The organism is Pararhodobacter zhoushanensis, from assembly GCF_025949695.1.
Classification (GTDB): domain Bacteria; phylum Pseudomonadota; class Alphaproteobacteria; order Rhodobacterales; family Rhodobacteraceae; genus Pararhodobacter; species Pararhodobacter zhoushanensis_A.
Map to the genome: position 1 here is coordinate 4108495 of NZ_JAPDFL010000001.1, position 20607 is coordinate 4129101.

The following is a 20607-nucleotide window of genomic DNA, read 5'->3' on the forward strand; positions in this document are numbered from 1 at the left end:
CATATCACCGGCTGACGTCCCTTTCTGGCCCCGCGCGCCGGGGCCAGCGACAGACGACAGGGAAGACAACACCATGCCCAAGAACCCCGCGCCTCCACGCGCAACGCTGGAACGCCCCAAGCGCCGCTACCACCCCCGCGCGCAACGCGATGCTGAGATCCTCTGCGGAATCGACTGCGGCATGCCAAACCCGGACTGCCGCTGCCTGCGCGCCATGCTCACCGATCGGGGACTGACCGCTGCCACCTCGGCGACCGCGCCTCAAGACAAGCCGAACGCCGAACCGTGCAGTTTCTGCGGCGGACAGGTCCGGGGAGCGGCGCACGCCGACGCAGGCACACTCGACAAGCCGAGCGCCTGCACCGCCCTTGATTGCGCCGCCCGGCGCGAGCAAGGCAGCGCACAGGCCATTGCGCCACGCCACGCGCCCTTGGCCCCCACCCGCCCCGCCTCGGGCCTCTGGCGTACCATCCTGCGCGCCGTGCTCGGGGAGCGGTCGTGACCGCCATGCGTTACCTTTCCGTATGCTCTGGCATCGAAGCCGCAACCGCCGCTTGGCATCCGCTCGGCTGGCAACCCGTGGCATTCTCAGAGGTTGCCGCGTTCCCCGCTGCCGTCCTCGCGCATCACTACGGCAGCAATTTGCCGGGAGAAGAATTGGCGCGCAACGGCGTGCCAAACCTCGGCGACATGACCAAATTCAATGATTGGCCTGACTATGCAATTGACCTTCTTGTCGGAGGAACCCCCTGCCAAAGCTTCAGCGTCGCCGGCCTCAGAAAAGGACTGGCTGACCCGCGCGGCAACTTGGCGCTCGTCTATCTTGGAATACTTAACCGATTCCGCCCGCGCTGGTTCGTTTGGGAAAATGTCCCCGGCGTCTTGTCGTCAAACAGCGGACGGGATTTTGGTGCCTTCCTCGGGGGCTTGGCTCAACTCGGGTATGGGGTCGCTTACAGAGTTCTGGACGCTCAATTCGTGCGAACACGCCGACACCGACGGGCGACCCCCCAGCGACGGCGACGTGTGTTCGTTGTGGGATATATTGGAGATTGGCGACCTGCCGCAGCGGTACTATTTGACCGCGAAAGCTTGCAGCGGCGTGCTGCGCCGAGCCGAGCGACGGGCCAAGCAGTTGCCGCTCTTACTGCAACAGGCGTTGGAACATGTGGCGCAGACGACAATCAAGCACAAGCAGGACACCTGATCCCGGCAGTTGCAAACACCCTGACCGCGCGCATGCACAACGGCGTCAATACGACGCTCGATGAAGGCCAGACGCTGATCGCCTTTGACTGCAAAGGGTCGCAAGTGCAGGTCGCCGACGATGGGTCGCACCCGACATTGCGCAGCATGGGGCATCACAAATCCCACCAGAACGCAGGCGGGCACGCGGCGATTTGTTTTGACACTACGCAGATCACCAGCCCTTCCAATTATTCGCAGCCAAAACCCGGCGATCCATGCCATCCGCTCGCCGCGAGCGCGCACCCGCCGGCTGTCGCCGTTCAAGAGCCGCTTGGAATGAACAACAGAGACAGCGGCGCACGGAATGTCAGCCCTGACGGCTGGGCGGTTCGCCGACTGACACCGCGCGAGTGCGAACGCTTGCAGGCGTTCGGCGACGACTTCACCCGCATACCGTGGCGCGGGAAACCGGCCGAAAAGTGCCCCGACGGTCTTCGATACAAAGCCATCGGCAACAGCATGGCCGTCAATGTCATGGAATGGATAGGCCAGAGAATTGACGCGGTAGACAAGGAGCTTCTAGCAGCATGACACCAGACCAACGCAGCTGCGCCCGCCACGCCCTCGGCCTGCCGAACGGGTCGCGGCAATCCTATCGCAACCACTTTTGCGCGCCGCCCTGCACGACCGCGCACGGCCAGCTTAGCGCACCTGTCGCGGCAGGCCACGCCAGGCGCGAGCAATTGCGGCATGACCTCGATCGCTTCACGCTGACCGCATCGGGCGCACGGCTGGCGCTCGATCCGGGCGAGACCCTTTGCCCCGAAGATTTCCCGAAGGTGCTGCCATGACCGCCCGTGCTACAATCACCGCCGCCGCTATGCGCGAGGCCATAACCGCCGCCAAGCAAGGCGTCCGGGTCGAAGTAAAGCCGGACGGCACGCTGATCGTTGAACCGATCGCAGCTGCGCGCCAGGATGCCGACCCATCGGCTTATGATAGCTGGAGGGCAAAGCGTGGTTAGGGTTAACCTCAAAGGCGTGGCGCGTGCCACGAAGCGCCTCGCCGATGGCAGCAAACAGGTCTACCACTACGCTTGGCGCGGCGGCCCGCGCTTGCCCGGCGCACCGGGAAGCCCTGAGTTTGTCGCCGCCTATCATGCAGCGCATGCCGCGCGGCCTGATCACCACGCCGGGACGTTGACCGGCCTGCTGAACGCCTATCAGCGCAGCCCCTATTTCAACGACAAAGCCGACGCCACAAAGCGCGATTATCTGCGCCACATTCGCACGATCGAAACGAAGTTCGGCGACATGCCGATTGCCGCCCTGAGTGACAGGCGGGTGCGTGGGGATTTTTTCGACTGGCGCGACGAAAAGGCAAAGACCAGCCGCAGGCAGGCCGACTATGCACTTGCCGTGCTGGCGCTCATTCTGGCGTGGGGCGCGGATCGTGGCATGACGCCCGCGAACCCGCTGGAGAAGCCGGGACGCGTCTACCGGGCCAACCGTGCCGACTCGATCTGGACAGAAGCCGACGAAGCCGCTTTCCAGAAGGCCGCGCCGCCGCATTTGGCGCTTGCCCAGATCATCGCTGCCGAAACCGGCCAGCGCCAGGGCGATCTGCTCAAAATGACATGGGCGGCGTATGACGGCGCATCAATCCGCCTCAAGCAATCCAAGAGGGGGCGGCGCGTTGTCGTGCCCTGCACCGCAAAGCTCAAAGAGGCGCTGGACGCGGCGAAGCTGGCGCGCGGTGATGCCGTCACCATCTTGACCACCACGCGCGGGACGCCGTGGACCAGCAGCGGTTTTCGGGCAAGCTGGAACAAGGTTGAATGCGATCTGGCCGGACTGACGTTCCACGATCTGCGCGGCACCGCCGTTACGCGGCTGGCCGAGGCCGGTTGCAGTGTGCCCGAAATTGCGACGATCACCGGTCATTCGCTGGCCGAGGTCGAGACCTTGCTAGATCTCGCACTACTTGAGCCGCAGCCGAGGCATGGCAGAATCCGCGATCGCCAAGCTGGAAAAGCACAGGTCGGGAACGAAAACTGCAAACCAGTCTGCAAACCGCTCAAAGAGAGTCCAGCGCGACGATTGATCAAATGCAGGAATTTCAACGGGATGATGTGGTAGCGGAGGAGGGACTTGAACCCCCGACACGCGGATTATGATTCCGCTGCTCTAACCAACTGAGCTACTCCGCCACGCTGCCGGACCCTTGGGCCTGCTGGCTGGCGGCTTCCTAGGGCAGCCTCGCAGGGGCGTCAAGAGGGAAATGGCGCAGGCTGGCGGTGCTTTGCCCTCTCGCTTTGCGCGGCTGTGCGGTCTAGGTCTGGATCAGCCCGGAGGCCCCATGCAAACCCTGCCCCAGACCCGTGATCTTGTCCTTATCGGCGGCGGCCATGCGCATGCGCTGGTGCTGCTGCGCTGGGCGATGAACCCGCTGGCCGGGGCGCGGTTGACGGTGATCGATCCGCACCCGACCGCGCCCTATACCGGCATGCTGCCGGGCTTGATTGCCGGGCATTACGCCCGCGCCGATCTGGAGATGAACCTTGTGGCGCTGGCCCGACACGCCGGGGCGCGGCTGATTCTGGGGCGGGCGAACGGGCTTGATCCGGTGGCAAAATCGGTCAGCGTGCCGGGGCGTCCCCCGGTGGCCTATGACGTGGTATCGGTGGATGTGGGGATCACCTCGGACCTGCCACAGCTGCCGGGGTTTGCTGAACACGCCGTCGCCGCCAAACCGCTGGGCGGTTATGCCGAACGCTGGGCGCAGTTTCTGGCGAGCGGGCGCGCGGCGCCGCAGATTGTGGTGCTGGGTGCGGGCGTCGCCGGGGTCGAGCTGGCGCTGGCGATGGAGCATCGGCTGCGTGCGGTGCCGGGTCGGACGATCACCGTGATCGAGAAGGACAGCGCGCTGCCGCATCTGGGCGCTTGGGCGCGGGCTCGGTTGCTGGCGCTGCTGGCCGAGCGCGGGATAACCCTGCTGAGCGGCACGCAGGCGGCCGCGATCGAGGCGGATGGCGTCGTACTGGCAGATGGCCGCAAGATCCCCTCGGATTTCACGCTGGGCGCGGCGGGCAGCCGTCCGCAGGGCTGGCTGGCCGATACCGGCCTGCCTCTGACCGACGGGTTCATCACCATCGACCCTGAACTACGCTCGACCGCGCACCCGGATGTCTTTGCGGTGGGGGATTGCGCGCATATGGCCGTCAGCCCGCGCCCCAAGGCCGGGGTGTTTGCGGTCCGCCAAGCCCCGGTCCTGCACCACAACCTGCGCGCCGCGCTGACGGGCGGACCGATGCGCGCCTACCGGCCGCAGCGCGATTACCTCAAGCTGATCTCGCTGGGCGAGCGCAAGGCACTGGCCGACAAATGGGGCCTGCCGCTGGCCGGGCGGGGGCTGTGGTGGCTCAAGGACCGCATCGACGCCAAGTTCATGCGCATGTTCCACACCCTGCCCGCGATGCCCGCCGCCCCCCTGCCCCGCGAACACACGCTGGGTCTGGTCGAGGCCTTGGGCGACAAGCCGATGTGCGGCGGTTGCGGGGCCAAGGTCGGACCGGATGCGCTGCGTCGGGCACTGTCCGGGCTGGCGGCCAGCGGCGCGGTCGAGCTGGGCGCGGGCGATGACGCGGCGGTGCTGGCGATGGGCGAAACGCGGCAGGTGATCGCGACGGACCACCTGCGCGCGGTGACGGAAGATCCCTACCTGATGGCAAAAATCGCCACGGTTCACGCCCTGGGTGATGTCTGGGCGATGGGCGCGAAACCGCAGGCAGCGCTTGTCAGCCTGATCCTGCCGCGCCTGTCCGAAGATCTGCAAAGCCGCACGCTGGCGGAAATCATGGCGGGCGTGTCCGAGGTGCTCAGCGCCGCCGGGGCCAGCATCGCGGGCGGGCACACGACGCAGGGGGCCGAGCTGACGATTGGCCTGACGGTAACCGGGGTTGCGGGGGACCGCATCCTGACCAAAGGCGGCGCGAGGCCGGGCGATGCGTTGATCCTGACCAAGCCGATAGGCTCGGGCACGCTGCTGGCGGCTGAAATGCAGAAACGGGCACCGGGGCGGGCGATGGCGGCGCTGTGGCCCTATCTGACCCAACCGCAGGGCGCGGCGGCGGCTATCCTGTCGCCGGTTGCCCATGCGATGACCGATGTGACCGGGTTCGGGCTGGCCGGGCATCTGGATGAAATGCTGCAGGCGGGCGGCGTGGCAGCGGATCTGGCGATGGCGGCGATCCCGCTGTTCGACGGGGCCGAGGCGATGGCGGCAGCGGGCGTCGCCTCGACCATCGCACCCGCCAACCGCGCCGCCCTGCTGGGCCGCATCGCCGCGCCACAAACCGCCGCGGCGGCGCTGCTCTTTGACCCGCAATCGGCAGGCGGGTTGCTGGCGGCGGTGGCCGAGGCTGACGCCGTTCCGGTGCTGCGCCAGCTCGAACAGGCCGGTTTCACCGCCGCCTGCATTGGCACGATCCGCGCGCTTGACGATCAGCCCGCGTTGCGGGTGATCTGAGCGTCAACCGGCGAAATACTGGTCCAAGATCCGGCGATAGACCGCCTTGAGCTGCCCGATATGTGCGGTTTCGACGTGTTCATCGACTTTGTGCATCGACTGGCCGACCAGCCCGAATTCGACCACCGGGCAGTGGTTTTTCACAAAGCGTGCATCGGATGTGCCGCCGGAGGTCGACAGCACCGGACGAATACCGCATTCGGCTTCGACAGCATTGGCGACCATGTCGGTAAAATCGCCCGGCTCGGTGACAAAACTCTCGCCCGAAATCTTGATGGTCAGTCCCAGTTCGATCCCTGTCTCGGCCTGCACCTGCGCCGCCTGGTCGTGCAGCCATTGCGACAGGCTCGCGCCGCTATGCAGATCGTTGAAGCGGATGTTCAGCGTCGCGCGGGCCAGCGCCGGGATCACGTTGGTGGCCGGGTTGCCGGTGTCGATGGTGGTCAGTGCCAGTGTCGAGGGATCAAACAGCGCGTTGCCCTGATCCAGCTCATGCGACGCCAGCCGGTCCAGCAAACGCACCAGCGCGGGCAGCGGGTTCTTGGCACGGTGCGGATAGGCCGCGTGCCCCTGCACGCCGCGGGCCTCGATCTTGGCGGTCATCGAGCCGCGACGGCCGTTCTTGATCATCTCGCCCATGACCGACGGGCAGGTCGGTTCGCCGACCAGACAATGCGTCATGCGCTCGCCCTCGGCCTGCATCCAGTCGAGCAGCGCCACGGTGCCATCGGTCGCGTCGCCCTCTTCATCACCGGTGATCGCCAGAACCACAGCGCCATCCGGCGGCGTCTCGCGGACGAAATCGACGGCGGCGGCGACAAAGGCCGCGACACCGGACTTCATGTCACAGGCCCCCCGGCCCCAGAGCTTGCCATCGGCCAAAGCCCCCGAGAACGGATCAAAGCGCCAGTCGGCGGCGTCGCCCGGCGGGACGACATCGGTGTGGCCATTGAACCCGAAACTGCGGTTCGCGCCCTTGGCCCCCCAACGGGCGAACAGATTGACCGTCTCATTGCGGTCGACGCGGGTGCAAGCGAAACCTGCGGCGGTCAATTCCGCCTCGAGCAACCCCAGCGCACCACCGTCTTGCGGTGTGACCGACGGGCAGCGGATCAGGCGGGCGGTCAGGTCGATGGCATCAAGCGGTTCGGGCATCCGACATGTCCATAATTCAAAGGTTTTGATCGGCTTAGTAGCCCAGCCCACCCCCTGTCGCAAGTCAGGGCTGGAAACTGCCTATGCACAAACCTCGCATTGACGTGACGAGTGCGACGGGGCAAAGTCTTGGATAACAAATAGTGAAGCCGTGTGATGTTGCACGAGATTCAAGCGAAGCAGTTTTTAACGAGTTCTTGGCAAACCGATGAATGGCAAGGAAACGCGCGTCGCTCGTTTCTGAGAGCCGGGAATGACGGGCGGGCATGAACGACGAAATTATAAGCAACGAGACCCGTCTGACACGCATTCAGGCGCTGGTGGTTGACATTTTAAGCAACCTTCTTCGTGCGCCCATCGACCAAACCGACCACGTGGTGAACGAGGCCATCACCCGGCTGGGCGAGTATTGCGTGCGCGACCGCTCGTATGTTTTCGTTCATGAAGGGGACACCACCAACAACACGCATGAATGGTGCGCCAACGGCATCGATCCGATGATCGAGCACCTTCAGGGCCTGCCCATCGAGCTGTACGGCCCCATCGCCGAGGCGCTGGATCTGGGGGAACCGTTCCACGTACCCGATGTTCAGAAACTTCCCGAAGGGTCGCCCTCACGCGAGGTGCTCGAATCCCAGGAGATCCGCTCGATCCTTTTGGTGCCGATGCGCTCGGAAGGTAAAACCTACGGCTTCGTCGGATTTGACGGCGTGCATAACACGCACGCCTTTTTGCCGGGCGAAGTCTATCTGCTGCAATCTTTGGCGGATGTCATTTGCTCGGTCTTGACCCGCCGTGAAAAAGATCAGGCCGTGCGCGCCGCTCAGGCCGAACTGGCGGGCGAGCGGGCCTTTCTGGCCTCCATTCTGGCGACCTCGGCGATGGGGATCATCGTGATCGATGCCGCGGGGATCATCCAGTTCTGCAACGACTCGGCCGAGTCGATCATGGGCGCGTCGCGCGAACAGATGATCGGCCGTCGCCACGATCTCGCGCGGCTGGGCCTATACCCGTGAGGATGGCACGCCGTTCCAGCCCGGCGAGACACCCTACGACCACACGGTCAGAACCGGCGAGCCGTCGCCCCCCGAACGCTTTGCGCTGCATTGCCCCGAGGGGCTGCGGTATTGCTCGGTCCACGCCGCCCCGGTGCGCGGCGACGCGACCGCGGCGCGGGTGGTGTATGCCCTTGTCGATGTGACGGATCAGGTCGCGGGCGAACGCGCCCGGCAGGATGCTCTGGAAGAGGCGCATCGCGCCAATGCCGCAAAATCGAATTTCCTGGCCAAGATGAGCCATGAAATGCGCACCCCGCTCAACGGCGTGCTGGGCGTGGCCGAGGTTCTCGATTCACTGGTCGTCGACGAGGATCAGCGCCGGATGGTGCATGTGATGCACGAATCCGGCGAGCTGTTGTTGAGCATCATCAACGACTTGCTCGACATGTCCAAGATCGAGGCCGATCTGCTCGAAATCGAGATGACGCCTTTCATCCCGGCGGATCTGGCCAAACGGATCGAGTCGGTCCACACGCTCAAGGCCACCGAAAAGCACATCGGCTTTGACGTGGTGGTCAAGGGTGAGGACACGTCCATGCGTTTGGGCGATCCCAACCGCATCTTGCAGATCATGCACAACGTCATCTCGAATGCGATCAAGTTCACCGAAGAAGGCTCGGTCGAAGTCGAGATGGACTGCACCCAGCCCGACGCAATCACCCTGCTGGTGCGCGACACGGGCATTGGCATGACCGACGAACAGAAAACGCAAGTGTTCGAGGAATTCGGTCAGGCTGACAGCTCGATCGCGCGACGTTTTGGCGGCACCGGGCTGGGCATGCCGATTGTCCGGCGTCTGGTCGAGATGATGGATGGCACGATCTCGCTGGAATCCGTGCCTGATGAGGGCACGGCGGTGATGATCACCCTGCCCCTGCGCCGCACCGACACACCCGAACCGCGCGCGCCGCGCGCCTCGGCGTCGGGCGGCCCTTCGGCGGACCTGCAAGGCATGCGCGTGCTCGCCGCCGATGACAACCACACCAACCGGATGATCCTGGGTGCGATGATGGGTCAGCTGGGGATTTCGTCGTTGCTGGTTCAGGATGGCACCGAAGCCCTAGACGCCTATGGGCGCGAAGGGTTCGACCTGATCATTCTGGACATCTCCATGCCCAATCTCGACGGCGTGTCGGTCCTGCGTGAAATCCGCGCCCGCGAAGCCAAGCGCGCCGAGGAGCTGGGGCCAAAAGCGCCCGAGACCCCCTTGCCCATTGTGGCCTTCACCGCCAATGCCATGTCGCATCAGGTCGAGGGCTATCTTGCCGCCGGGTTCGACGATTGCCTGACCAAGCCGCTTCAGCTGGACCGGCTGCGCTCGGCGCTCAACACCATGGTCGAAGAGCGCGGACGCCGCCACACCCAGCCTGACGGCCGCAGCAACGCCGCCGAGTAACGCGCGTCAGGCGTCGTCCCAGGTCAGGATCGCATCAACTGCCTCTTGCGCTGTTTCCACGAACCGGAACAGCGCAAGATCTTCACGCGAAATGGTGCCCGCCTCGGCCAGCATGTCCCAGTTCACCACATTTTGCCAAAACTCGCGGCCAAACAGCAGGAACGGGATGCGCTTCATCCGGCGCGTCTGGATCAGCGTCAGGGATTCGAACATCTCGTCCAGCGTGCCGAACCCGCCCGGAAACACCACCACAGCCCGCGCCCGCATCAGGAAGTGCATCTTGCGCAGGGCGAAGTAGTGAAAATTGAAGCTCAGTTCCGGCGTGACATACAGGTTCGGCGCCTGTTCATGCGGCAGCACGATGTTCAGACCGATCGACTTGCCGCCCGCCTCGGCGGCGCCCCGGTTGCCCGCTTCCATCACGCCGGGGCCGCCACCGGTGGTGATGATGTAATCGGTGCCACCGCCCTGAATCGAAATCTCGGTCATCAGGCGCGCGAAGATCTGCGCCTCAGTGTAGTAATGGCTCAGATCGGCCAGCATCGGGGTCTTGGCCGTCGCTTTACGCTCGGGCGCAGGGATACGCGCGCCGCCGAACAACACCACGGTCGAGGTCACACCCGCCTCGTTCATCGCCATTTCGGGCTTGAGCAGTTCCAGTTGCAACCGGACCGGGCGCAGCTCGTCGCGGCACAGAAAATCGGCATCGGCAAAGGCAAGCCGGTAGGTCGGCGACAGGGTTTGCGGCGTCTCGGGGATCTTGCGCGCGGTGGCGATATCCTGATGGCTGTCGCGAAACGCATGGGTGCGGTGGTCTGTCATGGTGGTTTCCCTTTCCTCGCCGGTTGGCCCTGAGTATCGTCCGGGACGCGGCAAGGCCAGCCGCCGGAATGACAAGAGGGTGAACCATGGACTGGCGGGCAGAGATCGACGCGGCGGCAACACGGATCGAAGGCCATGTGCGCCGCACGCCGGTGATGGAGATCACGCTGGGCGGCCATACGGTCGAAATCAAGCTGGAGCATATGCAGCACACCGGTGTCTTCAAGGCGCGCGGGGCGTTCAATTCGCTGATCAAGGGACCGGTTCCGGCGGGGGGCGTGGTGGCGGCCTCGGGCGGTAACCACGGCGCGGCGGTGGCTTATGCGGCGGCGTCGCTGGGAATTCCCGCGCAGATCTTTGTGCCCAACATCGCCGGGCCGTCAAAAATCGCCCTGATCGAGCGGACCGGCGCAGGCCTGACCGTGGTGCCCGGCCAGTTCGCCGACGCGCTGAACGCAGCCCTGGCCCATGAGGCCAAAACCGGCGCGATGCAGGTTCATGCCTATGACGCGCCGGGCACGCTGGCCGGGCAAGGCACCTGCATGCGCGAGTGGGAAGAACAGGGCCTGAAAGCAGACACGGTGCTGATCGCGGTGGGCGGCGGCGGGCTGATCGGCGGCGCGATGGGCTGGCTGCAGGGCACGCGCAAGATCGTCGCGGTCGAGCCGGAAACCTCCTGCGCGCTGCATGCGGCGCTGGCGGCGGGCAAGCCGGTGGACGTCGAGGTCTCAGGCGTCGCCGCCAACGCGTTGGGCGCGCGCAAGATCGGCGCGCTGTGCTTTGAGCTGGCGCAGGCGCAGGGCATCGACTGCGTGCTGGTCAGCGACGACGCGATCATCGAAGCCCAGCGCGTGCTTTGGCAAGAGGCCCGCCAACTGGTCGAACCCGCCGGAGCGACGGCGCTGGCCGCGCTGCTCAGCGGGGCCTACAAACCCGCGCCGGGCGAGCGGGTGGCGGTGCTGCTCTGCGGGGCGAATGTCGCACCCGAGCCGATCTAGAGATACCGCCCGCCGCGCTGCAGGACTTCGATCTGATAGCCGTCGGGATCAGCGACAAAGAAGAACCGCGCGATGACCTCACCGGCCGGGGCGAAGTCGACCAGCTTGCGGGGGTGCAGGCCCTCGGCCTCGAACCGCGCATGTTCTGCGGTCACATCCTCGACCGACACCGCCAGATGGCCGTATCCGTCGCCCAGATCATAGGGGACGGTGCGGTCCTTGTTGACGGTCAGTTCCAGTTCGAACCCGGTTTCCGCGTTCGACAGATAGACCAGCGTGAAGGTCGGAAAATCCAGCCGGTCGGCGATCTTGAGCCCGAAAGCCACATCGTAGAACGCAACCGAGCGCGCCTCGTCCAGAACCCGGATCATGCTGTGAATGGCTTTGGCCATGGGGAAGCTCCTTGCCGCAGGGGGACCATGCCGTCTGCCTTGCCACGCCGCCCCACCGGGATGCAACGCCCCGCCTCTGCAATCGCCGGATTGTTTGTCGCCCCCTCGCCCGCTATAGGCAGGGAAATCGCACGATCGAACCCGGAGAGACCCCATGTCGAACGCCAAACTGGAAGCCGCCATCGAAGCCGCCTGGGATGCCCGTGACGGCATCACCCCGGCCACCAAGGGCGAGGTCCGCGACGCCATCGAGCACACCCTCGACGCGCTGGACAGCGGCAAGCTGCGCGTGGCCGAGCGGCAGGAGAACGGCGACTGGCACGTCAATCAGTGGGCCAAGAAAGCCGTGCTGCTGGGCTTCCGTCTGAACGACATGGAAAAACACGCCGGCGGCCCGCAGGGCGGCACGTGGTGGGACAAGGTCGACAGCAAATTCGCCGGCTGGAAAAAGAAGGACTGGGTGAACGCCGGCTTCCGCGCCGTTCCCAACTGCATCGTGCGCAAATCGGCCTATATCGCGCCGGGCGTGGTGCTGATGCCGTCCTTCGTGAACCTCGGTGCCTATGTCGACAGCGGCACGATGGTTGATACCTGGGCGACCGTCGGCAGCTGCGCGCAGATCGGCAAGAACGTGCACCTGTCCGGCGGCGTTGGCATCGGCGGCGTGCTGGAACCGATGCAGGCGGGTCCGACGATCATCGAGGACAATTGCTTCATCGGTGCCCGTTCCGAGGTGGTCGAGGGCTGCATCGTGCGCGAAGGCTCGGTGCTGGGCATGGGTGTGTTCATCGGCAAATCGACCAAGATCGTTGATCGCGAGACCGGCGAGATCATGTATGGCGAAGTACCCGCAGGCTCGGTCGTGGTGTCGGGCTCGATGCCGTCCAAGAACGGCGTGAACCTTTACTGCGCGGTGATCGTGAAACGGGTGGACGCGCAGACGCGTTCGAAGACCTCGATCAACGAGCTGCTGCGCGACTGACCCCAACGACAAGGGGCGCCCTCTCGGACGCCCCCCTCATCGTGTCGAAAAAATACTCCCGCCGGAGGCATCGCCCGGTCGCACCAGCGACCGGGCGATTTCAGTCTCAGGCTTTGGGTGCATCCGGCCACGCGGTCGGATCGGTGTCCAGATCGGGGAACTTGGCCGGATCGAACACCGGCCGCTTGATCCCCGAGTTCAGCTGCGCGCGGTAATCGTTGATGATCCGCAGCGCCACCGGGAACAGCATCATCAGCGCCAGCAGGTTGACCACGGCCAGAATGCCCATCATCGGGTCCGAGAACGAGAACACAAAGGTCGCCCCCGGGGCCACCGCGCCCAGAAACACGATGGCCATGATCGCCACACGCAGGATATTCCGCGCCGTCATGCTGTCGGTCATGAAGCTGAGCGCGTTTTCACCCAGATAATAATTGTACATGATCGACGAGAACGAGAAGAGGAAAATCGCGGCCGTCAGGTAATACTGCGCCCAGGCACCGACATGGCTGACCATGGATTGCTGGGTCAGGATCACCCCGTCCACACCGTCCGCGCCCGGCACGTACACGTCACCCAGCAGGATGATGAACGCGGTGCACGAGCAGATCAGGATCGTGTCGATGAACACCGAAAAGCTTTGCGTGATACCCTGGCTCACCGGGTGACGCACGTAAGCGGTCGCCGCCACGTTGGGCGCAGAGCCGAGACCCGCCTCGTTCGAGAACAGACCGCGACGCAGACCCTGCGCAATCGCCGCCCCGACACCGCCCGCGACAGCCTCGCGGAAGCCAAAGGCGTTGGCGACGATGTCGATGATCACGCCAGGCAGGCTGGTCAGGTTCATCACGATGATCAGCAGCGCCATGCCCAGATAGCCGATGGCCATGACCGGAACCACGACATCCGCCGCCTTGGCGATGCGGTGGATCCCGCCAAAGACGATCACGCCCGTGGCAAGGGACAGCACAACCCCGGTATAGATCCGTGGGATCGACAGGCTGTCGAGCGCCGCGCCCGCCACCGTATTGCCTTGAAACGCGTTGAAGCCGATGGCGAAAGACGCGATCAGGCAGACGGAATAGATGATTGCCAGCCAGCGATAATTCTCGCCAAGCCCGTGGATGATCGACCGGGCCGGACCGCCGCGATAGTCGCCGCCCGGCTCGGTGCGCTTGTAAAGCTGCGCCAGTGTTGCCTCGATCAGCGCCGAGCACATGCCGATCAGCGCAATCGCCCACATCCAGAACACCGCCCCCGGACCGCCTGCGGTGATCGCCACCGCGACGCCCGCGATGTTCCCGCCGCCGACGCGCCCGCCGACAGAAACGAACAGTGCCGCGCGGGCGCTGATCCGGCTGGGGTCAGCATCGGCGTCGCTTCTGAGCACGCGGAACATGCGCTTGAAGAAACGAAACTGCGCGAAGCCACTGGCAATGGTAAAAAACACGCCCAGAACGACAAGGAACGGGATCAGCGCCCAGCCCCACGTCAGATCATTGATCGCGTTGAAGATCGTGTCGAGAAAACCCATCCGTCTGTCCCTTCTGGCACTAACCGCCTTGTCGGCGTCGGGCAGGCACTGCTGCGCGGCCTGCCCCGTTCCGATCCCGAACTGTTTGCCCGAGCTTGCGTCGAACTGTCACAGCTTAGGCGGAAACCGGCGGGACAGACAAGGAAGAGCCGATTTTTTGACCGTCTCTTGGGAAATTGACAACAATGTCAAACCGCCTGCCTGCCAAATGCGCAAATGGCAGCGTGCGCGGTTCAAGTGTCGCTTGCGCGCTCACCCGGTCTTTTGCGGCTTGTCGCCCACCGGGCCGCCCGCGGCTTTCCAGCCGGTGAACCCGTCGGTGATGTGCATCACATTCTCCAGCCCCATTTCCTGCACCAGCCGCGCCGACAGTGCAGAACGCCAGCCGCTTGCACAGTAGAACACGATGCGGTTGCCGGTCTGGAACTGCGGCTTGGCGTAGGGGCTGGTCGGATCGACCCAGAATTCCAGCATCCCGCGCGGGCAGTGAAAGGCGCCGGGGATCATCCCCTCGCGCTCCAGTTCACGCGGGTCGCGCAGATCGACAAAGGTGACGCCCTCTTCGCCATGCACCGCCAGCAGATCGGCGGCGGGGGCGTGGTTTACAACGAGATTGGCCTCGGCGACCATATCGGCGGTTTTCTTCATGGCGTTCTCCCTTTTCGTCAGGCTTTCATGCCGCTTTCTACCGCGCAAGTGCGCATTTCCCAGCCCCCGCCCTGAGGCCCCACCATGCTTTCGCGCCTGCCCGTCCGCCTTGCCTTACTGCCCGTCCTGCTAGCGCAGGCCGTTGCAGTCCGTCGCCGCGCGCTGGTTCTGCCCGAGGCAGCAGGCCCGCGACGGGGCACCACCGGCAGCGGCCCGACCCTGCGCCTGCTGATCGCGGGCGACAGCTCTGCCGCCGGGGTTGGCGTGGCCGTGCAGGATCAGGCACTGGCCGGGCAACTGGTCGCAGCACTTGCGGGCGATTTCACCGTGCAGTGGCGGCTTGAGGCGCGCAGCGGTGCGACGAGCGGGCAGGTTTTACACCATTTACAAGGCCTTGATCTGGGGCCCCTCGACGTTGCCGTGACGGTCTCGGGGGTCAATGACGTCCTCCGTCAGGTATCCTTGCGCCGCTGGCGGCGGCAGCAGGCCGCGCTGTCGCAACTCCTGGTCACCCACGGCGCACGGCAGGTCTGGCGCTGTGGCGTGCCGCCGATGCAGCAGTTCACCCTGCTGCCCCGCCCCTTGCGCGACGTGCTGGGCGCGCAGGCCCGCCGGTTCGACGCGGCGCTGGCGGCGGATTCCACCGGTCCGCTGCATCATCTGCCCTTTGATCCCGCGCGCCTCACGCCCGCGATGCTGGCCGAGGATGGCTTTCACCCCGGCCCGCAGATTTACGCGCTCTGGGCGCGCGAACTGGCCGAGAAAATCCGCCTGCACGCCTGAAAGCGCGCCACCTTCCCCTGCCGCGCCGTTGGCTGTATCACCCCAACCGAACAGCCCGAGGTGCCCGCCATGACCGACAAACCCAAACGCCCGCAAAAGGTCTTTACCCTGTTGGTCGAGGTTGGCCGCTCGGCAGGCGACGGCTTGCCCAAGGGCAGCACCGGCGCCGGTCTGGTCTGCTATGCGGCGGGCGTGGACGAGGCCGAAGCGGTGCGCGAAACCGTGGCGATCCTCAAGCAGGCCGATATGTCGCCGCTCGACGTCACCGGCTACGGCACGCTGGAAGAACGGCTAGAGCAGGGCGACGAGATCGACCCCGAAGAGCGCGCGTTGATGCAGCGCGCGCTGGACGAGAACGCGGTGATCGTGGCGCAGATGACGCCGTTCAACGACTGATCCGATCGGCGCGCAGCCAGCGCGGAAAACGCTGGAGCTTTGCCGCACCCCACCCTAGCATGAAAATGCAATTTCATCGCTGGGCCTCATGACCGACCGACCCTTCCTTTCGCGCGTTCGCAAGATCCTGCCCGACCTGCACCCCGCCGAGCGCAAGCTGGGCGAGTTGGTGTGCAATTTCCCGGGCGAGCTGGCCAGCTATTCGGCCTCGGAACTCGCCGATCTGGCCGAGGTGTCGAACGCCACGGTCAGCCGATTCATCCGCCGTCTGGGCTATAAATCCTATGAGGAGGCGCGCCGCCATGCGCGGCTGGAAAAGGACAGCGGGTCGCGGCTGTATCTGGGCACGGTCAAGGTTCCTGCCCCGCATGCGCCGCAAGCCTATGCCGAGACGGACATGCGCAACATCCAGCGCACCATCGAGGCGATCGACGAGGCCGACATCGACCGTCTGGCCGAGGCGCTGCTGAGCGCGCGCAAGGTCTGGGTGATCGGCTTTCGCGTTGGCGCGCCGCTGGCGCATTATCTGCAATGGCAATTGCTTCAGGTGGTTGAGAGTATCGTGGCGCTGCCAGGTGCCGGGCAGACCATGGGGGAAAATCTGGCCGGGCTGCACCCCGACGATGTGGTCGTCCTGTTCGGCCTGCGCCGCCGCGTGACGCTGATGGAGCCCGTGCTCGCGGCCATCGAAGGCAGCGGCGCGCAGCTGGCCTTCATCACCGACGAGAGCATGCCCACCCACGCCCCCGCCACCTGGCATTTCCGCTGCGCGACCGAATCGTCGGGGCCGCTGTTCAGCCATGTCGGCGTCATGGCCCTGCTGAACCTCGTAGCGAATCGCACCATCGACACCGCCGGTGAGGCCGGGCGCGCGCGTCTGGCAGCGATTGAGGCGCTCAACGACCGTCTGGGCGAGCTGTAAAGCGCCTGTCTTCTGCGCAGAGCGGTGAAATATCGCTTTCGTCCTGTGCGAAAACAGATGACAGGACGCGAAAACATGTTTTCATTGAATCACGTCGGCACGGTGATCGTGAAAATGTGTTTTCATGGCAAGCACCGGGAATCGGGTTCAACCGGTCTGTCCGGCCCCCACAGAGAGGAATTCTTCATGCGCACCGTTCTTATGACCTCCGCCGCCCTTTGCCTTGCCGGGGCCGCCTCGGCTGACACGCTCTCGTTCCGCGTTCTGGGCCAGCCCGTTGGCTCGGGCCTGATCCAGCAACAGGTCGAGCAACCCTTCTTTGAAGGCCTCGCCGCTGCCAGCGGCATGGATGCGACGTTCGATTACCTGCCCGTCGATGTCGCGGGCATCCCCGACAATGACGGTATGCGCGTCGTGCGCACCGGCCTGTTCGACATCGTGTCCTTCCGCGGTCCGCAGGTCAGCCGGGACGAGCCGACGATGCTGGGCCTCGATCTGGTCGGGCTGAACCCCGATTACGCCAGCGGCCGCGCCCATGCCGAAGCCTTCCTGCCCACCGTCAGCACCGCCGTCGAGAGCCGCTTCAACGCCCGCGTGCTGGGTGTCTGGCCCGCCGGTCCGCAGGTGTTGTTCTGCGTCCCCGAAATCACCGGGCTGGCCGATCTTGAGGGCCTGAAGGTCCGCGTCGGTGATCAATCCGCCGCCGCCTTCGTTGCGCAATTCGGGGCCACCGGCGTGCCGATGCCCTTCGGCGAGGTGCAGCAGTCGCTGTCGCGCGGTGTGGTGGATTGCGCGATCACCGGCCCGGCCTCGGCCAACTCGGCGGGCTGGCCCGAGGTGACGACGACCGTGCTGCCGATTGCGCTGCAACTGGCGATGAACGGCTATGTCATCAACAACGACAGCTGGGCCGCGATGAGCCCCGAGCAGCAGACGCAGCTGCAAACGGCGATGGACGGGCTGATCGACCAGATCTGGACGTATTCCGAAGAGCTGTATCAGGACGCGCTGAACTGCAACACCGGTCAACAACCCTGCGTCCACGGCACGCCCTACACCCTGACCGCCGCGCCGATCTCGGACGCCGATCTGGCTGCCGTGGCCAGCGCGCTGGTGGGCAGCTCTCTGCCCGCGTGGACTGCGCAGTGCAACGCGGTCAACCCGACCTGCGAGGCGGACTGGATGGCCACGGTCGGCACCCAGCTCGGCCTGTGATCTGACGAAAGGGCGGTGCCATGAAGACCTATTCCCGTCTGTGTGCGGTGGCCTTCGGCCTGATGATGACGGCGCTTTGCGTCGTCATCTCGGTCGAGACGGTGCTGCGCAAGCTGTTCAACCATTCCCTTGCCGGGGTGGATGAGCTGTCAGGCTACGCCATCGCCATCGGTGCGCCGCTGTGTTTCACCATCGCGGCCATCGAGCAAAGTCACATCCGTATCAACCTGTTGCACATGCGGATGCCGCGCGGGATGCAGGCCGCGCTGAACCTGCTGGCGGCGCTGTCTCTGGCCGCGCTGTCGCTCTATCTGGTGACCTTCACCTATCGCACCGTCGCTGAAACGCAGATGTTCGGCTCGGTCGCGCAGACCCCGTGGATGACCCCGCTGATCTGGCCGCAAACCGCGTGGCTGGTGGCGATGGGCGTCTTCACGCTGGCAACGGTCCTGCTGGCCGTGCGCGCCGTTCTGCTGGCCCTGCGCCGAGACACCAATGCCTTGCTGTCCGACTTCGGCCCCGACGCGGTCGAGGATGAACTGGCCAGCGAGCTGTCCGATCTGGAGCAACGCTCATGAGCATTACCGTCATTGCCCTTGGCTTTCTGGCCATGCTCGCCCTGATGTTCCTGTCCATGCCCGTCGCCGTGGCGATCCTGACCGTGGGCGGCATCGGCGGCTATATGGCTTACGGCATGCCGCTGGTCGAAACCATGGGCGGCGTGGTCTGGGGGACGCTGAACAACCCGGTGATGACCGCGATCCCGCTGTTCATGCTGCTGGGCGAGCTGCTGCTGCGCGGCGGCATCGCCGACAAGATGTTCGACGCGCTGGCGGTCTGGCTGGGGCGGTTGCCCGGCGGCCTGTTGCACACCAACATCGGCACCTGCGCGCTGTTTTCGGCGACCTCGGGCTCGTCGGTGGCCACCGCCGCGACCGTCGGCACCATCGCCCTGCCCGCGCTCAGCGAGCGTAACTACCCGGTGCGCCCCTCGCTGGGCACCTTGGCGGCGGGCGGCACGCTGGGCATTCTGATCCCGCCTTCGGTCAACCTGCTGGTCTATGGCTCGCTCGCCAATGTCTCGGTCGGACAGCTGTTCATTGCCGGGGTGCTGCCGGGGGTGCTGCTGACCCTGCTGTTCATGCTCTACGTTGCCATCAGCTACCCCAACGCCGGGCGCGACAGCGAGGCCATCGCCGTCCCCCGCGCCGAGAAGCTGCGCCTGCTGCGCCATCTGGTGCCGCCCGCGATCATCTTCGGCATCGTCATGGGGTCGATCTATGGCGGGCTGGCGACGCCGACGGAAAGCGCCGCGCTCGGCGTCATGGCCGCATTCTTTTTCGTCTGGAGAAACAAGCGCCTGAACTGGTCTTTGCTGGAGACCTGCTTTGTCCAGTCCGCCCGTACCTCGGGGATGGTGATCCTTGTGATCGTCTGCGCGCTCTTGCTCAACGTCACGCTGTCGATGACCGGCGGCACGCAGGCGGTGACGCGCTGGGTCACCGGGCTGGGCCTGAGCCCGACCATGCTGCTCCTGCTCTTCGTGGTCTTCTACGTCATCCTCGGGATGTTCATGGACGCGATGTCGATGCTGGTGCTGACCGTGCCGATCGCTGTGCCGATGGTGACGGCGCTGGGGATTGATCCCATCTGGTTCGGCGTCTTTGTCGTGGTGATGTGCGAGATCGGGCTGATCACGCCGCCTGTCGGCATGAACCTGTTCGTGGTGCAGGGCGTGCGCAAGGGCGGTGGGGATTTCAACGATGTGATCTGGGGCTCGGTCCCGTTTGTGGTGATCATGATCGTCTTTGCCGGTCTGTTGATCCTTGTGCCCGGCATCGCCCTGCTGCTGCCCGACCTTGCGTCCGGTCGCTGACATGACCGACACGCCCAGACGGTTGCTGATCGTCAATCCCAACGGCAACCCCGAGGTCACGGCCCGCACGCAAGCCTGCGCGGACCGCATCCTTGGCCCGGGCTGCAACGGCTTTGCCGTGCAGCCCGCGGGAAGCCCGCATGCCATCGAGACCCCCGCCGACCGCGCGCTGGCCGAGCCGCTGGCGCTGGCGCTGCTGGCGCAGCATCCGGGCTATGACGCCTATGTCATGGCCTGCTTCGACGACATCGCCATCGCCCCGGCGCGGGCCTTCCTGAAGGCCCCGATCCTTGACGCGGTCGAGGCTTCGGTCGCCGCCGCCCGCAGTCTTGCGCAGCGGTTCAGCATCGTGACCACGGTCGAGGCGATGGTGCCGGGGATCGAGGCTCTGGTCGCGCGGCTGGGTGCTGCCAGCCAGTGCAGCGTCCGCGCGGCGGGCATCGGCGTCGCGGCAGCGGCTGCAGGCGAACCCGAGGCGCTGAGGCGGCTCGACGCCACCATCGTACGCGCGCGGGATCAGGACGGGGCGCAGGCGATTATCCTTGGCTCGGGTGGGCTGACCGGCCACGCCGCGCGCCTGTCGCAACGCCACGGCCTGCCGGTCATCGACGGCATCGAAGCCGCGATCCGCCGGGCCGAGGCGGCCTCCCGCATCGCCGCCAAGATGGCCTGAGCGCCGGTTTAGACGCGCTGCAGGGCACCGGAATCAGCCAGC

The 20607-nt window shown here is 65.4% G+C and carries 21 protein-coding genes and 1 tRNA gene; 16 read left to right on the forward strand and 6 right to left on the reverse strand.

Annotation, left to right across the window (positions count from 1 at the left end):
* Positions 1-73: 73 nt before the first annotated feature.
* The 4 genes from OKW52_RS20470 (at position 74) to OKW52_RS20485 (ending at position 3326) form a co-directional block, all read left to right on the forward strand.
* Positions 74-502 carry a hypothetical protein gene (locus tag OKW52_RS20470; RefSeq protein ID WP_264507347.1) on the forward strand — a complete coding sequence of 143 codons (429 nt, stop codon included), beginning with the start codon at positions 74-76 and terminating at the stop codon, positions 500-502.
* 5 nt (positions 503-507) lie between these two features.
* Positions 508-1779, forward strand: a complete 1272-nt coding sequence (locus OKW52_RS20475; RefSeq protein WP_264507348.1) for a DNA cytosine methyltransferase — start codon at positions 508-510, stop codon at positions 1777-1779.
* A complete protein-coding gene (locus tag OKW52_RS20480) occupies positions 1776-2039 on the forward strand; it encodes a hypothetical protein (protein ID WP_264507349.1) in 264 nt (87 codons plus the stop codon). Before OKW52_RS20475 ends, OKW52_RS20480 begins: the two co-directional genes overlap by 4 nt.
* Before the next feature lie 99 nt (positions 2040-2138).
* Positions 2139-3326, forward strand: a complete 1188-nt coding sequence (locus OKW52_RS20485) for a tyrosine-type recombinase/integrase (protein ID WP_319800489.1) — start codon at positions 2139-2141, stop codon at positions 3324-3326.
* On the opposite strand, the gene OKW52_RS20490 is transcribed toward OKW52_RS20485, so the two are convergent.
* A tRNA-Met gene (locus OKW52_RS20490) sits at positions 3321-3397 on the reverse strand. The genes OKW52_RS20485 and OKW52_RS20490 overlap by 6 nt on opposite strands.
* Before the next feature lie 149 nt (positions 3398-3546).
* Here OKW52_RS20490 and selD point away from each other — a divergent pair.
* Positions 3547-5715 (forward strand): selenide, water dikinase SelD, encoded by a 2169-nt coding sequence (gene selD, locus OKW52_RS20495; RefSeq protein WP_264507350.1) that lies wholly within the window; start codon positions 3547-3549, stop codon positions 5713-5715.
* Between the two features lie 3 nt (positions 5716-5718).
* On the opposite strand, the gene dapE is transcribed toward selD, so the two are convergent.
* Positions 5719-6870 carry a succinyl-diaminopimelate desuccinylase gene (dapE, locus tag OKW52_RS20500; protein ID WP_264507351.1) on the reverse strand — a complete coding sequence of 384 codons (1152 nt, stop codon included), beginning with the start codon at positions 6868-6870 and terminating at the stop codon, positions 5719-5721.
* A gap of 266 nt (positions 6871-7136) precedes the next feature.
* Here dapE and OKW52_RS20505 point away from each other — a divergent pair, with 266 nt between their 5' ends.
* A complete protein-coding gene (locus tag OKW52_RS20505) occupies positions 7137-7886 on the forward strand; it encodes a GAF domain-containing protein (protein ID WP_264507352.1) in 750 nt (249 codons plus the stop codon).
* Between the two features lie 133 nt (positions 7887-8019).
* On the forward strand, positions 8020-9324 hold the full coding sequence (locus OKW52_RS20510) for an ATP-binding protein (protein ID WP_264507353.1): 1305 nt from the start codon (positions 8020-8022) through the stop codon (positions 9322-9324).
* A 6-nt stretch (positions 9325-9330) separates the two neighbouring features.
* On the opposite strand, the gene OKW52_RS20515 is transcribed toward OKW52_RS20510, so the two are convergent.
* Entirely contained in the window at positions 9331-10146 is an 816-nt protein-coding gene (locus tag OKW52_RS20515; protein ID WP_264507354.1) for an LOG family protein, read from the reverse strand.
* 86 nt (positions 10147-10232) lie between these two features.
* Between OKW52_RS20515 and OKW52_RS20520 the strand changes: the two genes are divergently transcribed.
* Positions 10233-11144, forward strand: coding sequence for a threonine/serine dehydratase (locus tag OKW52_RS20520; RefSeq protein ID WP_264507355.1), 912 nt, complete (start codon positions 10233-10235; stop codon positions 11142-11144).
* Here the strand turns inward: OKW52_RS20520 and OKW52_RS20525 are convergent.
* Complete coding sequence (locus OKW52_RS20525; RefSeq protein WP_264507356.1) at positions 11141-11536, reverse strand: VOC family protein; 396 nt, start codon at positions 11534-11536, stop codon at positions 11141-11143. The two genes, OKW52_RS20520 and OKW52_RS20525, sit on opposite strands and share 4 nt — an antisense overlap.
* A gap of 154 nt (positions 11537-11690) precedes the next feature.
* Between OKW52_RS20525 and dapD the strand changes: the two genes are divergently transcribed.
* Positions 11691-12518, forward strand: coding sequence for a 2,3,4,5-tetrahydropyridine-2,6-dicarboxylate N-succinyltransferase (gene dapD, locus OKW52_RS20530; RefSeq protein ID WP_264507357.1), 828 nt, complete (start codon positions 11691-11693; stop codon positions 12516-12518).
* Between the two features lie 106 nt (positions 12519-12624).
* On the opposite strand, the gene OKW52_RS20535 is transcribed toward dapD, so the two are convergent.
* Both OKW52_RS20535 and OKW52_RS20540 read right to left on the reverse strand, forming a co-directional pair.
* Positions 12625-14052 carry an alanine/glycine:cation symporter family protein gene (locus OKW52_RS20535; RefSeq protein ID WP_264507358.1) on the reverse strand — a complete coding sequence of 476 codons (1428 nt, stop codon included), beginning with the start codon at positions 14050-14052 and terminating at the stop codon, positions 12625-12627.
* 252 nt (positions 14053-14304) lie between these two features.
* Positions 14305-14700 (reverse strand): rhodanese-like domain-containing protein, encoded by a 396-nt coding sequence (locus tag OKW52_RS20540; RefSeq protein WP_264507359.1) that lies wholly within the window; start codon positions 14698-14700, stop codon positions 14305-14307.
* Between the two features lie 84 nt (positions 14701-14784).
* Here OKW52_RS20540 and OKW52_RS20545 point away from each other — a divergent pair, with 84 nt between their 5' ends.
* The 7 genes from OKW52_RS20545 to OKW52_RS20575 all read left to right on the forward strand — a co-directional run bounded on the left by OKW52_RS20545 (position 14785) and on the right by OKW52_RS20575 (position 20565).
* Complete coding sequence (locus OKW52_RS20545; protein ID WP_264507360.1) at positions 14785-15483, forward strand: SGNH/GDSL hydrolase family protein; 699 nt, start codon at positions 14785-14787, stop codon at positions 15481-15483.
* 69 nt (positions 15484-15552) lie between these two features.
* Positions 15553-15879 (forward strand): hypothetical protein, encoded by a 327-nt coding sequence (locus OKW52_RS20550; protein ID WP_264507361.1) that lies wholly within the window; start codon positions 15553-15555, stop codon positions 15877-15879.
* 88 nt (positions 15880-15967) lie between these two features.
* Positions 15968-16801 carry a MurR/RpiR family transcriptional regulator gene (locus OKW52_RS20555; protein WP_264507362.1) on the forward strand — a complete coding sequence of 278 codons (834 nt, stop codon included), beginning with the start codon at positions 15968-15970 and terminating at the stop codon, positions 16799-16801.
* Between the two features lie 186 nt (positions 16802-16987).
* Positions 16988-18016, forward strand: coding sequence for a TRAP transporter substrate-binding protein (locus OKW52_RS20560; protein WP_264507363.1), 1029 nt, complete (start codon positions 16988-16990; stop codon positions 18014-18016).
* A gap of 20 nt (positions 18017-18036) precedes the next feature.
* Complete coding sequence (locus OKW52_RS20565; RefSeq protein WP_264507364.1) at positions 18037-18594, forward strand: TRAP transporter small permease subunit; 558 nt, start codon at positions 18037-18039, stop codon at positions 18592-18594.
* The gene (locus OKW52_RS20570) at positions 18591-19892 is read left to right on the forward strand and encodes a TRAP transporter large permease (RefSeq protein WP_264507365.1); all 1302 of its coding nucleotides are present in this window, start codon (positions 18591-18593) and stop codon (positions 19890-19892) included. The genes OKW52_RS20565 and OKW52_RS20570 overlap by 4 nt, the downstream gene beginning before the upstream one ends.
* Position 19893: 1 nt before the next feature.
* Positions 19894-20565 (forward strand): aspartate/glutamate racemase family protein, encoded by a 672-nt coding sequence (locus tag OKW52_RS20575; protein WP_264507366.1) that lies wholly within the window; start codon positions 19894-19896, stop codon positions 20563-20565.
* Positions 20566-20607: the final 42 nt, after the last annotated feature.

Coding starts and splice junctions, on each gene's coding strand:
- OKW52_RS20550 (WP_264507361.1), top strand. CDS start 15,553: ATGACCGACAAACCCAAACGCCCGCAAAAGGTCTTTACCCTGTTGGTC.
- OKW52_RS20520 (WP_264507355.1), top strand. CDS start 10,233: ATGGACTGGCGGGCAGAGATCGACGCGGCGGCAACACGGATCGAAGGC.
- OKW52_RS20575 (WP_264507366.1), top strand. CDS start 19,894: ATGACCGACACGCCCAGACGGTTGCTGATCGTCAATCCCAACGGCAAC.
- OKW52_RS20480 (WP_264507349.1), top strand. CDS start 1,776: ATGACACCAGACCAACGCAGCTGCGCCCGCCACGCCCTCGGCCTGCCG.
- OKW52_RS20525 (WP_264507356.1), bottom strand. CDS start 11,536: ATGGCCAAAGCCATTCACAGCATGATCCGGGTTCTGGACGAGGCGCGC.
- OKW52_RS20505 (WP_264507352.1), top strand. CDS start 7,137: ATGAACGACGAAATTATAAGCAACGAGACCCGTCTGACACGCATTCAG.
- OKW52_RS20540 (WP_264507359.1), bottom strand. CDS start 14,700: ATGAAGAAAACCGCCGATATGGTCGCCGAGGCCAATCTCGTTGTAAAC.
- OKW52_RS20565 (WP_264507364.1), top strand. CDS start 18,037: ATGAAGACCTATTCCCGTCTGTGTGCGGTGGCCTTCGGCCTGATGATG.
- OKW52_RS20475 (WP_264507348.1), top strand. CDS start 508: ATGCGTTACCTTTCCGTATGCTCTGGCATCGAAGCCGCAACCGCCGCT.
- OKW52_RS20535 (WP_264507358.1), bottom strand. CDS start 14,052: ATGGGTTTTCTCGACACGATCTTCAACGCGATCAATGATCTGACGTGG.
- OKW52_RS20545 (WP_264507360.1), top strand. CDS start 14,785: ATGCTTTCGCGCCTGCCCGTCCGCCTTGCCTTACTGCCCGTCCTGCTA.
- dapD (WP_264507357.1), top strand. CDS start 11,691: ATGTCGAACGCCAAACTGGAAGCCGCCATCGAAGCCGCCTGGGATGCC.
- OKW52_RS20570 (WP_264507365.1), top strand. CDS start 18,591: ATGAGCATTACCGTCATTGCCCTTGGCTTTCTGGCCATGCTCGCCCTG.
- OKW52_RS20470 (WP_264507347.1), top strand. CDS start 74: ATGCCCAAGAACCCCGCGCCTCCACGCGCAACGCTGGAACGCCCCAAG.
- dapE (WP_264507351.1), bottom strand. CDS start 6,870: ATGCCCGAACCGCTTGATGCCATCGACCTGACCGCCCGCCTGATCCGC.
- selD (WP_264507350.1), top strand. CDS start 3,547: ATGCAAACCCTGCCCCAGACCCGTGATCTTGTCCTTATCGGCGGCGGC.
- OKW52_RS20515 (WP_264507354.1), bottom strand. CDS start 10,146: ATGACAGACCACCGCACCCATGCGTTTCGCGACAGCCATCAGGATATC.
- OKW52_RS20560 (WP_264507363.1), top strand. CDS start 16,988: ATGCGCACCGTTCTTATGACCTCCGCCGCCCTTTGCCTTGCCGGGGCC.
- OKW52_RS20555 (WP_264507362.1), top strand. CDS start 15,968: ATGACCGACCGACCCTTCCTTTCGCGCGTTCGCAAGATCCTGCCCGAC.